Origin of the sequence: Paenarthrobacter sp. NPDC057981 (assembly GCF_042886835.1) — a bacterium.
In the GTDB taxonomy this organism is placed as follows: Bacteria; Actinomycetota; Actinomycetes; order Actinomycetales; family Micrococcaceae; genus Arthrobacter.
Genome location: NZ_JBHVQI010000026.1, coordinates 48,515 through 63,312, shown reverse-complemented (window position 1 = coordinate 63,312; position 14,798 = coordinate 48,515). Strand labels below are relative to the sequence as shown.

The window sequence follows — 14,798 nt, the reverse complement described above, 5'->3', positions numbered from 1 at the left end:
CTTCCTCACGAAACGCGGCATCATATTTTCTTCTGGGCGTGGTCATCTGAAACGAATCTCCCATCAAGCTGTCTCAAAAAACCATACGACCGCAGACGCTCGGTCAGGTTCGGGTGGGGTGTGAGCGAGGGTTCGCCGCAAGCGGGTGGAATGTGAGCGAGGGTGGCTACAGGACCGGGAGTTCCCAGTCCACGGGCTCCGTGCCCTGTTCAATCAGCAACTCATTGGTCCGGCTGAACGGCTTGGACCCAAAGAAGCCCCTGGATGCCGACAACGGGCTGGGGTGCACTGAAACGATCGACGGTGCGTCCCCCAGCAGCGGCGCGACACCCTCGGCGTCCTTGCCCCACAGGATGGCGACCAGCGGCTTCCGGCGCCCCGCACCATCCGTACGGTTTACGACGGCGGTGACTGCCGCCGTCGTAATGGCCTCCCATCCTTTGCCGCGGTGGGCGCCGGCGTCGCGGGCCTCCACCGTGAGTACACGGTTCAGCAGCAGGACACCTTGCTCTGTCCACGCGCTGAGGTCGCCGTGGACGCGGGGCGGGAGACCCAGGTCGTCGTGGAGCTCGCGGTAGATGTTGGCCAGGCTGCGGGGGATGGGGCGGGTTTGGCGGGAGACGGAGAAGGAGAGCCCCACCGCGTGTCCCGGCGTCGGGTAGGGGTCCTGGCCCAGGAGCAGCACCTTGACCTCGGCCAGCGGTTGCCGAAAAGCGCGGAGCACGTTTCCCGAGGCAGGGAGGACGTGTTTTCCGTCCCCGGCCCGACGCGCGACGTACGCCAGGGCATCGCGGAGGTGCCCTTCCACAGGACGCATCGCCTCGGCCCAGTCGGGGGCCATCAGCTCCTCCAGGGGACGGTCAATCAGTGTGGCGAAGCCAGGATCAGCCTCGCCAGCGGGTTCAAGATCAAAGAGAGCATCCTCGCCAGTCACCCGGCCATTGTCTCCCGCGTGGCGGAGGCGGAGCGAATGACAGCGATGTTATTCGCCCGTAACATAGGGGTAGGACATTTTCCCCCAACAAGCGTCGAAGGAGTGTGCCGTGGCAGAACCAGCACCGGAACCAATGGCGCCGCAGGCTGACGGATTGGCCTTGGAAGACCTCGCGGCCGATACCCGGAGCGACTCGCCGCTGAGCGAGCGGGACCAGCAGATGTTGGCTCTGGAACGGCAGTGGTGGAAGTACGCCGGCGCGAAGGAGCAGGCCATCAGGGAGCTCTTCGATCTCTCCGCCACCCATTACTACCAGATCCTGAACGCGCTGATCGACACCGAGGACGCGTTGGCCCACGATCCCATGCTCGTGAAGAGATTGCGTAGACTACGTACGTCCCGCCAGCGGGCGCGGACAGCGCGGCGCTTGGGGTCGGACGCGTAATTCGGCAGGCTGATTTGTCAGCAGCAACCAGCAAGGACAACGCTTCACCATGACCAAATATGCCAGGGACGAATTCGACCAGGTCCCACAGAACACCTCCCGGCAGGGCGTTCACCGCGACAGCCAGGACGCCACGCGCCCCACATTGTGGCCTGTCCTGACCGTCGGAGCCGTGGCTTTGGTACTCGGCCTGGTGGCGTTCCTCATCCTCCCGAACCTCGGGATTGTCGCCCCCAGCGCGTCATCAAGCGTCACGACGCCGGCACCCCAGCAAACTTCGACGTCGCCTTCCGCTGCACCTTCAGCTTCGAGCAGCGCGCCCCCTGCCTCCAACGAGCCCAGTGCGCAGCCAACGCCGTCGACCACGCCATCATCGTCGCCCTCCAGCGCCCCGGTGGACAAGAGCGTTCCCGTCGCTGTCTACAACGGAACCGGCACCGCAGGCCTGGCAAGCAGGGTGGCCGGACTGGTGCAGGGTGGAGGTTGGACTCTCAGTACGGTAGCCAACTGGGGAGGCATTCCGCAGCAGACCTCCGTGATCTTCTATAACGCTCCAACCCAGAAAGCCAACGCCGAGGCTTTGGGCGCGCTTCTGGGCATCCAGTCGATCGTGGAGACCCCGGATGTGCAGCAGCCCCTGGTTGTAGTAGCGGGACCCGGCTACCAGTAACCGCGCGGCTCCCAGGCCCAAAAACCCAAACTCGGTTAAGCCTCAATAACAAAAGCGGCGCCCTGCCCATTGAGGGCAGCGCGCTGACAGTGACTGTGGTTACAGTGGATTAATTCCGGTCCGGAGATCCCGGCAACCTGTCTTGGCTACTGCGAAAGTGTGGGCATCATGGCATTGGGAACCGTCAAATGGTTCAACGCCGAAAAGGGCTACGGATTCATCACTGTGGATGACTCCGGTGACGACGTCTTCGTGCATTGGTCCGCTATCCAGATGGATGGCTTCCGCGCCCTGGAAGAGGGCCAGCGTGTTGAGTTCGAACTGGGTGAGGGCCAGAAGGGTCCGCAGGCCGAAGGCGTGCGCGTCGCCTGACGCTTTCACTGTTCGCCGGGCGGCCGTCAGCTCTCGGCTGAAACCCTCTGAGTGGGTGCCAAAAGTGGCGCCTCTGCTTGCACTCTCACCAGTCGAGTGCTAATTATTGATTTAGCACTCCTACGGTTCGACTGCTAATCCGTTCCGGCTACACCGGTAACGGAATGATGGTGGAACCGCTGGGGGACGAAGAAACACCTTGGTGGGGTGAGGTCCGGAGCGCGGGGCATACAGAGGCTGCACGCAAAAGACCGTCCGTCGCGGGCATCCCACCTGACAGGTACCTTCTTAACGACTGTCCCGAAAGGACTACCGCCGTTATGGCCAAGATCATTGCATTTGATGAAGAGGCACGCCGCGGCCTCGAGCGGGGCCTGAACACCCTCGCTGACGCCGTCAAGGTCACCCTCGGCCCGCGTGGACGCAACGTCGTCCTCGAAAAGAAGTGGGGCGCTCCCACGATCACCAACGATGGCGTTTCCATCGCCAAGGAGATCGAGCTGGACGACCCTTACGAGAAGATCGGTGCTGAGCTGGTCAAGGAAGTTGCCAAGAAGACGGATGACGTCGCTGGCGACGGTACCACCACTGCAACCGTTCTTGCCCAGGCACTGGTAAAGGAAGGCCTGCGCAACGTTGCCGCCGGCGCCGACCCGCTGTCCCTCAAGCGCGGTATCGAGAAGGCTGTTGAGGCAGTCATCAGCGAACTGCTGAACTCCGCCAAGGAAATCGAAACCAAGGAAGAGATCGCAGCCACGGCTTCCATCTCCGCCGGCGACCCGGAAATCGGCAGCCTGATCGCCGAAGCCCTGGACAAGGTGGGCAAGGAAGGCGTCATCACGGTTGAAGAGTCCAACACCTTTGGTCTGGAACTCGAGCTCACCGAGGGCATGCGCTTCGACAAGGGCTACATCTCCGCTTACTTCGTCACCGACGCAGAGCGCCAGGAAACGGTCCTCGAAGACCCGTACATCCTGATCGTCAACTCCAAGATCTCCAACGTGAAGGAACTCGTCACGGTACTGGAGAAGGTCATGCAGTCCAACAAGCCGCTGCTGATCATCGCCGAAGACATCGAGGGCGAGGCCTTGGCCACCCTGATTGTCAACAAGATCCGTGGCACCTTCAAGTCCGTTGCCGTCAAGGCTCCGGGCTTCGGTGACCGCCGCAAGGCACAGCTGGCCGACATCGCCATCCTCACCGGTGGCCAGGTCATCTCCGAAGAAGTTGGCCTCAAGCTCGAAAACGCCGGCCTGGACCTCCTTGGCACCGCCCGCAAGGTTGTTGTCACCAAGGACGAGACCACCATCGTTGAAGGTGCCGGCGACGCCGACGCCATCGCGGGCCGCGTCGCCCAGATCCGCGCCGAGATCGAGAACTCCGACTCCGACTACGACCGCGAGAAGCTGCAGGAGCGCCTGGCCAAGCTGGCCGGCGGCGTTGCAGTCATCAAGGCCGGTGCCGCAACCGAAGTTGAGCTCAAGGAACGCAAGCACCGCATTGAGGACGCCGTCCGCAACGCAAAGGCTGCCGTTGAAGAAGGCATCGTTGCCGGTGGTGGCGTTGCCCTCATCCAGGCCGGTGCCAAGGCATTCGCCAACCTGTCCCTCGAGAACGACGAAGCAACCGGCGCCAACATCGTCAAGGTTGCCATCGACGCTCCGCTGAAGCAGATCGCCTTCAACGCCGGCCTCGAGCCCGGCGTAGTGGTCGACAAGGTTCGCGGCCTGCCTTCGGGCCACGGCCTGAACGCTGCCACTGGCGTCTACGAAGACCTTCTGGCTGCTGGCGTGAACGACCCCGTAAAGGTCACCCGCTCGGCTCTCCAGAACGCGGCTTCCATTGCTGGTCTGTTCCTGACCACCGAGGCCGTAGTTGCCGACAAGCCTGAGAAGAACGCTCCGGCTGCCGGCGGCGACGACATGGGCGGCATGGGCGGCTTCTAAGCCACCCCGTTCTGCTGCGTTACGCATAGCAAGTACGACGGCGGTCCCCACCTTCTGGTTGGGGGCCGCCGTCGGCGTTTCGGCGAAGTGCCTGGGTCGCCGAACGAGTGCGAATACCTCCAATTCGTGGGGAAAATTACGGCGATTTCGCATGGTTCCCACGTTCTCGGTGGGCGCGGAGACAGCTCGAGTGTCGGTGGGGTCTGGCAGGATTAACGTATGACGATTATTGCTGCCGCCGATGGGTCCGCCCTCGGTAATCCTGGACCGGCCGGATGGGCCTGGTACGTTGATGACTCCTGCTGGCGCGCGGGAGGTTGGCCGCACGGAACCAACAACCAGGGTGAATTGATGGCTGTCCTGGACCTCTTCCGGTCCACAGCCCACGTGCCGCACGAAGAACTGCTGATCCTCTGCGACAGTCAATACGTCATCAACTGCGTTACCAAGTGGATGTCGGGCTGGAAGCGCAAGGGCTGGCGCAAGGCCGACGGGAAGCCTGTCCTGAACGTTGACATCCTCAAAGACATCGACCAGGCGATCGTGGGGCGTAAGTACACCTTCGAGTGGGTCAAGGGTCACGCGGGCCACGACCTCAACGAAGCTGCGGACGAGCGTGCACGCGCGGTGGCCTTGGCCTACCAGCAGGGCGTTGCCCCACGGACCGGCCCAGGCTTCCCGGGTGCCTTCGAGGGTACTGCCTCCACCGAAAGCGAGGCCTTGCTGGGTACGCCGGCCGCCCAGGCGGCGGTCCGGATCCCCGAGACAGTACCGGCGCCTGTGCGCCCGGACCGGAGCATCCGGCCTCACTTTGAACCCACACTTTTTGGTGAATCGGGCATCTTCGGCCAAGCCGATCTGTTCAGCGAGCTCGGCGATGACACCTCGGCCCCGGAACTTTCGGCGGAGGACACTGTGGTGGCCTTGGAACGCGAACTGTTGCGTCCTGACGTCAGGGCCGACATCGGCAGGATCGGAGTGCTGCTCCACCCGGACTTCGCGGAGATCGGCAGCTCGGGCCGCTACTGGACCCGTGACGCCATGATGATGGCCCTCGAGGAAGACCCGGGAGAAGCCACCGAACTCGAACTGCTGAGTGCCGACCGGCTCAGCGAAAACACCATCTTGCTGACGTACCGCAGCCTCAGCCACACGGGTTCAGCACTCAGGAGTTCCGTGTGGTCGCTGGACCGAGGCCAATGGCGGCTCCGGTTCCACCAAGGGACGCTGGAGAAGTAGGGAACGTAGCGCTGAGGCTTTGGAGCGCCGGGTATTAACCTGTAGGGCCGGACACACAGGGGGAAGGCAGCCGGCCCTACAGGAGTTCACAGGAGCTAATACATGAAGCGCTGCGTATTGCCCTGCTCAACCTCGGAGTAGCTTGTAGCTGCCGAGGACAGAGCCGTGGTGATTGAAGCCAACGATGCTTCAACCTTGCTTTGGGTGAGCGCCCATTCCACCACCAGGGCTTGAAAGTTCGTGGCCGCAGAACCCTTCCACGTAGCCTGCAGTTCCTCCAAGCCCCGGGTCATGGCGTGAACGTCCGAACTGATGCGGTCCACAGTTCCTTTGACGCTTGCCGACTTGAGCTGAAGCAACTCGGTATCAACGGAAATGACGCTCATGGGTGTTGCCTTTCGACGAAGATGTGCCGCTGAATGCGGTGATGCGTAACCAGTGCATTCAGCCTAGGCACCGTGTGTGCCGCCAGAAATGGCTCTTCATCGGTATGTGGACAAACGGTGCTATGTGGACAAGCAGTGCCCCGCAGGCAGCAGCATTAAGGGGAGGGCACCTCTGCCGGCTCATCGTGGAATGGCAGCCGTACTACCAAAGTGGCCCCGCCGCCGTCGGTCTCCCTGACCTGAACGGAACCACCGTGGGAACCCACAATCGCTGAAACGATCGCAAGGCCCAGGCCGCTGCCACCGGTTTCCCGGGTCCGTGACGTGTCAGCCCGGTAGAAGCGTTCAAAGATCTTGTTGGTTTCCGCCTCCGGAATGCCGGCCCCGTGATCGCGGATCTCAATCACGGAATCCTTGCCGGCCGGGGTATCGCGGACACCCACGGCGAGTTCGATCGGTGATCCTTCGGGCGTGTAGCGCAAGGCATTTCCCACCAGGTTTCCGATGACCTGGCGAAGTTTCGCCTCATCTCCCTGTACGGGCGCAGCGGAGGGGGAACCGCCGTCGAGACCCGTGAGCGTGATGGTGCGGTCCCCGGATGAGGCCCGGGTATCCACAACGGCGTCGTGCGCCAGGAGCTGAAGGTCTACCGGCTTGAGCTGCAGCGGCCGCTGTTCATCAAGCCGGGCCAGCAGGAGCAGGTCTTCCACCATGGAACCCATCCGCTTGGCTTCGCTCTCGATCCTCCCCATGGCCATGGCGACGTCTTCTTCGGTGGAGAGGGCGCCATGCCGGTAGAGCTCGGAGAAGCCTCGGATCGTCACCAGGGGAGTGCGGAGTTCGTGGGAAGCGTCAGCTGCGAAGCGGCGCATCCTGCCTTCGGATGCAGCGCGCGCAGCAAAGGAGGCTTCAATGTGGGCGAGCATGGCGTTGAGGGAACCGCCGAGGCGCCCGACCTCGGTGTGGGGGTTGTCCACTTCCACGCGACGGGACAGATCACCGGCCGCAATGGCCGCTGCGGTCTTTTCCACTTTCGCCAGGGGCCGGAAGGATCGCGCCACCGTCCAGGTGGCGATGAAGAAGGCCAGGACCAGGGTCAGGAGGCCAACGCCCACCACCACCAGAACAGCATGCTCCATGACTTTGTCCACGGGTGTCAGGGGCAGCCCGATGATGACCACGCCGTTTTGCCCGTTGGCAACAACGCCCACGGCGACAACCCGCCAGTTTGTCCCGGCAGTGCCCTTGACCTGGAACGGCGCATTGGCGCGCTGCTTTGCCTCCAGCGGGGTGATGTTGGCGATAGCGGGCCGGTCGCTCTGGCTGCCGCCGAACGGATACGGCGCGAGGTCCGGGACGTACAGCGTCAGTGAATAGTCCGTGGGAACAGCAGTGTCCGCAGGCGCAGCGCTGTTGGGTTCGGTCAGCCTGTCAAAGGACTGGCGGTCCTGGGCCAGGGCCACGGCGGCCTTGAGCTTGTCATCGACCTGGCCCTGCAGATAGCTCTTAACGAGCGTCAGGGTGCCCGCACCGGTTGCCGCCAGGGCAAGCAGGAGCAGGCACATGATGATGGCAACCAGCTGCGACCGCAGTGATGCCGACTTCCAGCGTTGCAGCAAGGTCAGCGCTTCTCTGCCGTCCGCAGCACGTAGCCCACGCCGCGCTTGGTCTGGATGAGGGCTGCGGCATCGGGGTCGATGTCCACCTTGCGTCGGAGATAGGAAATGTAGGACTCCACGATCGAGGCATCGCCGTTGAAGTCGTACTCCCACACGTGGTCCAGGATCTGGGCTTTGGACAACACACGGTTGGGGTTGAGCATGAGGTAACGGAGGAGCTTGAACTCCGTGGGGGAGAGCTCGATGACCGTGCCGGCACGGCGTACTTCGTGTGCGTCGTCGTCGAGTTCGAGGTCGTCAACGCGGATCACCGCGTCGTCGTCCTCAAGTGGCTGGGTGCGTCGAAGAACGGCCCGGATGCGTGCCACGACCTCGTCCAGGCTGAACGGCTTGGTGACGTAGTCATCGCCGCCCACTGTGAGGCCCGTGACCTTGTCCTCGGTATCGTCCTTGGCGGTCAGGAAGAGGACGGGGAAATGCTTGCCGGCTGCACGGAGGCGTCGCGTGACGGTGAAACCGTCCATGTCGGGAAGCATGACGTCCAGGACTGCCAGGTCCGGAGCATGAAGGTCGGCTGCTGCGAGGGCTTCGCGACCGTTGGCTGCGGCCACCACCTCGAAACCGGCGAAACGCAGCGACGTGGACAGAAGCTCGCGGATGTTGGGTTCGTCGTCAACCACGAGGAGCTTGGCTTCAGGACCGTTCTTTTTCATGACACCCATAGTGCTCCCAGAAACTGTGAGTTATCTGGATGCTGCATGTGAGGCTACTGCGTGCCGCCGCTACGCCGGACCTGCTTAAGCCCCCAGGACCAAGCCGAGTCCCAGCGCAACCATGGTCACGGCGATTCCACCGTCCAAAAACCGCCAGGACAATGGACGGGCAAAGAATCCGCGAAGGAAACGGGCACCGAACCCCAACGAACAGAACCACAGGATGCTGCCCACCATGGCTCCGGCTCCGAACCACCACTGCAACGGGCTCCCTTGGGCGCTGGCCAGGGAACCGAGGAGCGCGATGTCCAGGTAGACATGCGGGTTGAGCCAGGTGAGAGCCAGCACCGTGGTGACCGCTGCGGCAACACCTCCTTTGCCGCGGGGAGTCTCCGGCCCATTACCTTCCGTCAAGGACTGCGGGCGCATGGCGCGCCTGGCCGCCATGAGGCCGTAGGTCACCAAAAACGCGGCGCCCACATAGCGGAGGACGACGACGGCGGCAGGGGCTGCCGTAATGAGGGCACCGGTGCCAAGGACTCCGGCAGCGATGAGGACGGCGTCGGAGAGTGCGCACACCGCGACGATGGGCACAATGTGTTCGCCGCGGATGCCCTGACGGAGGACGAAAGCGTTCTGCGCACCGATGGCAACGATGAGGGCCAAGCCTGTAGCCAGGCCGAGGCCTGCTGAATGAAGGAAATCAAGGGAAGTCACTCTTCGAAATTACGGAGCCCCGCAGCTTTAGGCCAGCTAAAGATTTTCATCCCGCGTAAGCTGAGCTAATGGCACAATTCTCTTCCGAGCAGTTGCAGACGTTCGCCTCCGTCCTCTCCGAAGGCACTCTTGAGGCCGCCGCGCGCTTGCTGCACATCACGCCGTCGGCTGTGTCCCAACGGCTCAAAGCGCTGGAACAATCAACGGGCCGTGTCCTCCTGCAACGCAGCAACCCGGCACTGGCGACCGAGGCAGGAGAAGTGGTGCTTCGGCTGGCCAGGCAGATGGCCCAACTGGAAGCTGATGCTGCCAAAGAACTGGGCTTGCACGGGGACAGGCCCAGGCTGGCCGTGCCGATCGTGGTCAACGCCGACTCCTTGGCAGTGTGGTTCCTCAAGGCCCTGGCACAGGTTCCCGGCAACCTCAACGTGACGTTCGACCTCCACCGCGACGACGAACAACACTCCACGTCCCTGTTGCGGTCCGGAACCGTCATGGCGGCCGTCACAGCAACCCCGGACCCTGTCCAGGGTTGCCGGGTGGAAAGCCTTGGCACCATGCGGTATCTCCCGGTTGCGGCACCACACTTTGTGGACCGTTGGTTCCCTGACTTCCCCGAAGGGCTCGTTGGCGCGGCGCTCAATGCTGCTCCTACCGTGGACTTCGACCGCAAAGACACCTACCAATGGGCGTTCGTGCGGTCCCGCCTCCAAGCCGAGGGGAAATCCCTCCCTGAGAGGAAAGGCCCGCGCCACTATGTGCCGGCGTCTCAGGACTTTGGCGACGCCATCCGGCTGGGACTTGGCTGGGGCCTCATCCCCGAAGTTCAGTGCGGTCCGGACATCGCAGACGGACGACTTATCGAGTTGGCCCCGGCGCAGCCTTTCGACGTGCCGCTTTATTGGCAGCGCTGGCGTACAGCATCGTCGGTACTGGACACGCTCAGTGAGACCGTCCGTGAGGTGTCCGCGCAGTATCTGAGGGCACCGTGACGGGCTGAAAACCGAACACGCCCACCGATGCTTCCAAAAATGTCAGTGCCCGGTTCCACACTTAAACCATGGCAAACACAGCAGCTCCCGTCAGCATGTACCAGCACCAGAACTCCGAGGTCGAGTTCCATGTCACCTATCTGGACACGGACACAGGCCGGGTTCGCCGCGAAGACTTCCACGACCTCGCGTCGGCCGAACGTTTCGCCAGCGCCCAGCTCCGCGACGCCGACGCCTGGGCGGTGGTGGACCAGGTGAGCTCCACGTCCACGGACCGGATGGTTGCCTGATTCCAGGCCTATTCCGGTCGATTTCCCGCGTGGCCGCCGTGAACGAACGGGGATGACACGCCTTCGTATTTGAGCATCATCATCATGCCCTCCGCTGCATGATCGAGGTTGTGGCAATGATCCATCCAGATGCCCGGGTTGTCGGCGTGGAGCAGCACTTCCCAGACTTCGCCGGGCAGCACGTCCACGGTGTCAAGGACCAACGGTGACCCGTGCGGAGCCACGCCGTTCCTGCTGAGAACTTGAACGTGGTGGCCGTGTGGATGCATGGGATGGGGCTCGGCGGTCCGGTTCACCACTGTCATTTTCACCGTATCGCCCTCCGCCACCTCGATTGACGGAACAAGCGGGTAGGCGGCCCCGTTCACGGTGAATGCGTAGCGGGGCACTCCATCCACAAAACGGAACTGCCGGTCCAGCACCACTACCTCCTCCCTCGTGACAGGCATCGAGGCCGGCAGGGTTTCCCCTGAGGGCGCCTTGCCAATGGACCCAGCGGACGTTGGTTCGCCGTAGTCCAGCACGTCCAGCACAGGCATGGAGGCAAAAACGCCGGAGCTTGCCTTGCCGCCGGCCCCCGGGGTGGATCCCGGCGGCGCGATGACCACCACGGCATCGGCGGCGGCGTCCGAGCGCAGGGTCACAGGGGCGTCCGGCATGGTGAACGCGAGGTCCATCCGCCCGCCGGCTCCCAGCCGCACGAGCTTCCCCAAGACGTCCTGAGGTTCGTTGACGTCCGTGCCGTCCACGGCCACAGCTCTAAAGGAGGTACCTTCCAGCAAGTAACGCTGCGGCAAGGAGTCAGTGTTGACCAGCCGCACCCGCACGCTGGTGCCTGGGGCGTCCTGGTATCCACTGCTGCGGTCTGAGGAGCCCAGCAACCCCAGACCGCCGAGGTCGTGCCCCGCCACCACAAGGTCCGTGCCTGCACGGACTTCAACGGGATGGTGCACGACGAATGCGCCGTAGAGGCCCTTGCGGACCCCTTCGGCCGAATCCTGATGCGTGTGGTACCAGTAAGTACCAGTTTGTGCCGCCGTGAAGCGGTACGTCACGGACTGCCCCGGCATCACAGCGTCCTGCGTGGCCCCGGCGACTCCGTCCATGGCGTTGGGAACGTCGTATCCATGCCAATGCAGCGTCACGCCGGCGGCCACGTCCCGGTTCTTGAGAACCACCTCCACTACGTCGCCCAGCGTTGCTTCGATCGTTGGCCCGGGAAGGCTCCCGAAGGTCCACGCTTCCGTGGTCCGGCCGGACGGCAACGTTACTTGTTCAACGCGGGCGGTCAGTTCATAGTGCCGGACCACAGCGTCGGCGGGGGTGCTCCCCACCAGGCTGGTCACCGGCGTCGTGTCCGTCACCGTGCCGGTGCCGGCACCGTGGTGCCGTCCGACGGCGGCCGCGATCACCGCGCCGTTTCCGGAGCGGCTCCCAAGCCAGGCAAAAACCCCGGAACCGACTACCGTGCACACCATAAGCGCCGCCACGGCAGCAGCCGGTCGCCTGGCGCGGGGGCGGCCGGAAGCTGCAGGCTGTGCAAGGACGATCCCAGCAATCAGGACCGTCCCGGCCACCATGAACAGAAGCACTGCGACGCTCCAGGGCGTAGGGAACGGGCCCAGGACCAGGACCAATGCCAGTGAGGCCACGGCCGCCGCGGCTGCGGCCACCAGAGACATCACCGCCGTCCGTCGGGTTCGGCCAAGAGGCCATGGGGAGGTCCAGGAAAGTTTGGCGCCGGTGTTCCGCCTCCTCAGCAAGAACGGAACACCGGCCATCGCGGCCCAAGCCGCGGGGATGGCGGTCAGAGGCAGGTTGATGGTGATGCGTTCGCTGGCAAACCACCAACTGCCGGCCACCAAAGCGGGAAGCAGGGCATAGCGTGCCGCCGTCAAGGCGACGGCGGCACCCACCAACAACAACGCCAGATCGGTTCCGCGGCGCGGTCCTGGCTTGCGGTCAGTGCTCGAAACTACGGTCATCCATGCGGCAGCGATCCACGCTGCTGCCGCCAGGACGGACAACACCAAATCCAGCGCAAGCAGCTGCGAGGTATTCACAGCTGCCCGTGTTCAGGCTGTCCTGGGCGTGGCAGAAGCATCCGAAGCCTTGGGCGGTAGCGGCTGGGGATTGAGGGCCGCGGCGCGGGTACGGGTAAAGAGCCAATAGGACATGAAGATGATCAACAGCCCGGTCAGGGGGTGGATGGAAGCTACCCACGAACCAGAAGGCGTGATGAAGTCTTCCGAAGAGCCGGTTAGCATGCCGCCAATGATGAAGATGAACAACTGGACCCAGGAGAGCAGGAAGATTCCGGCGGCCAGCCAGATCGTCCGGGCACCCATCCTGGCAATGGCGGCCACAATGGCGGCGAGCAGTGCCGAGTAGCGCAGGACATACTGGCCGTTCATCACGTGGAAGACGCCCGCTTCACGCTGGGCTTCAATGGTGTTCTGGAAGTGGAAGTATCCTGCGAAAAACAGCTGTGCGAGTGCTGACAACAGGACGATTGCGGAAATGACCAAGAGGGCTTTGCGCATGGGGAATCCTCTGGGAAATAATCTCGGATTCTTCTAGGCCTGTGAACCGTCGGCGCCCTGGCTGCGGGCTTCCCCCACGGCCGGCGGCTGGCCGCCGGACTGCCTGGACCAGGGGCAGCCGCATCGGGCGGAGAGCTTCACTAGGAATCGTAAATTCGTTGGAGGGCAATAGCAAGGGTCCGCAGGTGCATTCCCCCGGCCAATCTACTGCTCCTGCCCTACGTCCTTGCCGATGTCCTTGGCATCCATGATGCGGTAGGCGTAACCCTGTTCGGCCAGGAACCGCTGGCGCTTGGCGGCAAAGTCCTGATCCAGGGTGTCCCTGGCGACCAAGGAGTAGAACCTGGCCGCGCGGCCGTCCTGCTTTGGCCTGAGCAGTCGGCCCAGCCGCTGGGCCTCTTCCTGGCGAGAGCCGAAGGAACCTGACACCTGGATGGCTACGGATGCTTCGGGGAGGTCGATGGAAAAGTTGGCCACCTTGGACACCACGAGAGTCTGGATCTCGCCTTTGCGGAACGCGTCAAAGAGCTTCTGCCGGGCCTTGACGCTGGTTTCGCCCTTGATGAGGGGTGCGTCCAAGCGCTCTGCAATTTCGTCCAGCTGGTCAATGTACTGTCCGATCACCAGCAATTGCTCGCCTTTGTGGACGGCAACCAGCTCTTCCACCAGCTTGGTCTTGGTCTCGGACGTTGCACAGAGGCGGTACTTGTCGGCGTCATCGGCCATCGCGTACGCCACGCGTTCGTCCCGGGGCAGGTCCACGCGGACTTCGACGCAGTCCGCGGGCGCGATGTAGCCCTGGGCTTCGATGTCCTTCCAGGGAGCGTCGTAGCGCTTGGGTCCAATGAGGCTGAAGACCTCGCCCTCCCGGCCGTCCTCACGGACAAGCGTTGCGGTGAGGCCAAGCCTGCGCCGGGCCTGCAGATCCGCTGTCATGCGGAAGATCGGGGCAGGCAACAGATGGACTTCGTCATAGATGATAAGTCCCCAGTCGTGCCCGTCCACGAGTTCCAGGTGCGGATACAGGCCGCCACGCTTGGTTGTCAGGACCTGGTAGGTGGCGATGGTGACCGGCCGGACTTCCTTGACGGAACCGGAGTACTCGCCGATTTCATCCTCCGTCAGGGAGGTCCTCTTGAGGAGCTCGTCCTTCCACTGCCGGGCGGAAACAGTGTTGGTCACCAGGATCAGGGTGGTGGTGGAGGACGTCGCCATTGCCGCCGCCCCCACCAGCGTTTTGCCCGCACCGCAAGGAAGGACGACGACGCCGCTGCCGCCGGCCCAGAAGTTCTCCGTGGCCAGCTTCTGGTACGGCCGCAGTTGCCAGCCGCTTTCGTCAAGCATGATGAGGTGCGGTTGCCCATCGACGTACCCGGCCAGGTCTTCTGCAGGCCAGCCGAGCTTGAGCAGCAGTTGCTTCAGTTGCCCCCGCTGGGAGGAGTGCACCACCACGGTTTCGCCGTCGATCCGCGGCCCGAGCAGGGGAGCAATCTTCTTTGCCCTGATGACTTCCTCCAGCACGGGGTAGTCATCGGTGCGCATCACCAGGCCGTGCTGGGGGTCCTTCTCCAACCGCAGGCGTCCGTAGCGGGACATGGTCTCTTCGATGTCGATCAGCAGGGCGTGCGGCACGGGGAACCGTGAGTACTTCAGAAGGGTGTCCAGCACTTGCTCGGCGTCCAGCCCCGCGGCGCGGGCATTCCATAAGCCCAACGGCGTGAGCCGGTAGCTGTGCATGTGTTCGGGGGCGCGCTCCAGTTCGGCGAAGGCGGCAATGGCATGCCGGGCTTCGGTGGCGAGCTCGTGGTCGACTTCCAACAGTATGGTCTTGTCACTTTGTACGATCAGCGGACCGTCGTTCACAGCCTGATCCTCACGTTCACAGTTGAATCCTCACTTGGGCACCCAGTGGGCGCGGTTTGGCGACCAGCG

At 63.4% G+C, this 14,798-nt stretch carries 15 protein-coding genes; 7 read left to right on the top strand and 8 right to left on the bottom strand.

The window, feature by feature from the left end; all coding sequences use genetic code 11:
- Positions 1 to 166 precede the first annotated feature (166 nt).
- A complete protein-coding gene (locus tag ACFVSI_RS18680; protein WP_387826937.1) occupies positions 167 to 934 on the bottom strand; it encodes a uracil-DNA glycosylase in 768 nt (255 codons plus the stop codon).
- Between the two features lie 109 nt (positions 935 to 1,043).
- Here ACFVSI_RS18680 and ACFVSI_RS18675 point away from each other — a divergent pair, with 109 nt between their 5' ends.
- The 5 genes from ACFVSI_RS18675 to ACFVSI_RS18655 all read left to right on the top strand — a co-directional run bounded on the left by ACFVSI_RS18675 (position 1,044) and on the right by ACFVSI_RS18655 (position 5,606).
- A complete protein-coding gene (locus tag ACFVSI_RS18675; protein WP_144662710.1) occupies positions 1,044 to 1,379 on the top strand; it encodes a DUF3263 domain-containing protein in 336 nt (111 codons plus the stop codon).
- 49 nt (positions 1,380 to 1,428) lie between these two features.
- Positions 1,429 to 2,049, top strand: coding sequence for a LytR C-terminal domain-containing protein (locus ACFVSI_RS18670; RefSeq protein ID WP_387826934.1), 621 nt, complete (start codon positions 1,429 to 1,431; stop codon positions 2,047 to 2,049).
- Between the two features lie 168 nt (positions 2,050 to 2,217).
- Positions 2,218 to 2,421, top strand: coding sequence for a cold-shock protein (locus ACFVSI_RS18665; protein WP_144662708.1), 204 nt, complete (start codon positions 2,218 to 2,220; stop codon positions 2,419 to 2,421).
- 320 nt (positions 2,422 to 2,741) lie between these two features.
- Positions 2,742 to 4,367 carry a chaperonin GroEL gene (gene groL, locus ACFVSI_RS18660; protein WP_387826930.1) on the top strand — a complete coding sequence of 542 codons (1,626 nt, stop codon included), beginning with the start codon at positions 2,742 to 2,744 and terminating at the stop codon, positions 4,365 to 4,367.
- Positions 4,368 to 4,586: 219 nt separating this feature from the next.
- Positions 4,587 to 5,606, top strand: a complete 1,020-nt coding sequence (locus ACFVSI_RS18655) for an RNase H family protein (RefSeq protein ID WP_387826927.1) — start codon at positions 4,587 to 4,589, stop codon at positions 5,604 to 5,606.
- 95 nt (positions 5,607 to 5,701) lie between these two features.
- Here ACFVSI_RS18655 and ACFVSI_RS18650 read toward each other — a convergent pair whose 3' ends face one another.
- The 4 genes from ACFVSI_RS18650 to ACFVSI_RS18635 form a co-directional block, all read right to left on the bottom strand.
- Positions 5,702 to 5,992, bottom strand: coding sequence for a WXG100 family type VII secretion target (locus ACFVSI_RS18650; protein ID WP_144662705.1), 291 nt, complete (start codon positions 5,990 to 5,992; stop codon positions 5,702 to 5,704).
- A 155-nt stretch (positions 5,993 to 6,147) separates the two neighbouring features.
- On the bottom strand, positions 6,148 to 7,611 hold the full coding sequence (locus tag ACFVSI_RS18645; protein WP_274262659.1) for a cell wall metabolism sensor histidine kinase WalK: 1,464 nt from the start codon (positions 7,609 to 7,611) through the stop codon (positions 6,148 to 6,150).
- A gap of 2 nt (positions 7,612 to 7,613) precedes the next feature.
- Positions 7,614 to 8,324: a response regulator transcription factor gene (locus ACFVSI_RS18640; RefSeq protein WP_144662703.1), complete on the bottom strand. Its 711-nt coding sequence runs from the start codon at positions 8,322 to 8,324 to the stop codon at positions 7,614 to 7,616.
- A gap of 84 nt (positions 8,325 to 8,408) precedes the next feature.
- On the bottom strand, positions 8,409 to 9,041 hold the full coding sequence (locus tag ACFVSI_RS18635; protein ID WP_387826922.1) for a LysE/ArgO family amino acid transporter: 633 nt from the start codon (positions 9,039 to 9,041) through the stop codon (positions 8,409 to 8,411).
- Between the two features lie 68 nt (positions 9,042 to 9,109).
- Here ACFVSI_RS18635 and ACFVSI_RS18630 point away from each other — a divergent pair, with 68 nt between their 5' ends.
- Positions 9,110 to 10,033, top strand: coding sequence for a LysR family transcriptional regulator ArgP (locus tag ACFVSI_RS18630; RefSeq protein WP_387826919.1), 924 nt, complete (start codon positions 9,110 to 9,112; stop codon positions 10,031 to 10,033).
- 68 nt (positions 10,034 to 10,101) lie between these two features.
- The gene (locus ACFVSI_RS18625; RefSeq protein WP_144662700.1) at positions 10,102 to 10,323 is read left to right on the top strand and encodes a hypothetical protein; all 222 of its coding nucleotides are present in this window, start codon (positions 10,102 to 10,104) and stop codon (positions 10,321 to 10,323) included.
- A gap of 8 nt (positions 10,324 to 10,331) precedes the next feature.
- Here ACFVSI_RS18625 and ACFVSI_RS18620 read toward each other — a convergent pair whose 3' ends face one another.
- The 3 genes from ACFVSI_RS18620 to ACFVSI_RS18610 all read right to left on the bottom strand — a co-directional run bounded on the left by ACFVSI_RS18620 (position 10,332) and on the right by ACFVSI_RS18610 (position 14,729).
- Positions 10,332 to 12,386: a multicopper oxidase family protein gene (locus ACFVSI_RS18620; protein ID WP_387826915.1), complete on the bottom strand. Its 2,055-nt coding sequence runs from the start codon at positions 12,384 to 12,386 to the stop codon at positions 10,332 to 10,334.
- Between the two features lie 12 nt (positions 12,387 to 12,398).
- Entirely contained in the window at positions 12,399 to 12,866 is a 468-nt protein-coding gene (locus ACFVSI_RS18615; protein ID WP_387826913.1) for a hypothetical protein, read from the bottom strand.
- Positions 12,867 to 13,070: 204 nt separating this feature from the next.
- Positions 13,071 to 14,729 (bottom strand): DNA repair helicase XPB, encoded by a 1,659-nt coding sequence (locus tag ACFVSI_RS18610; protein ID WP_306842142.1) that lies wholly within the window; start codon positions 14,727 to 14,729, stop codon positions 13,071 to 13,073.
- Between the last annotated feature and the right edge of the window lie 69 nt (positions 14,730 to 14,798).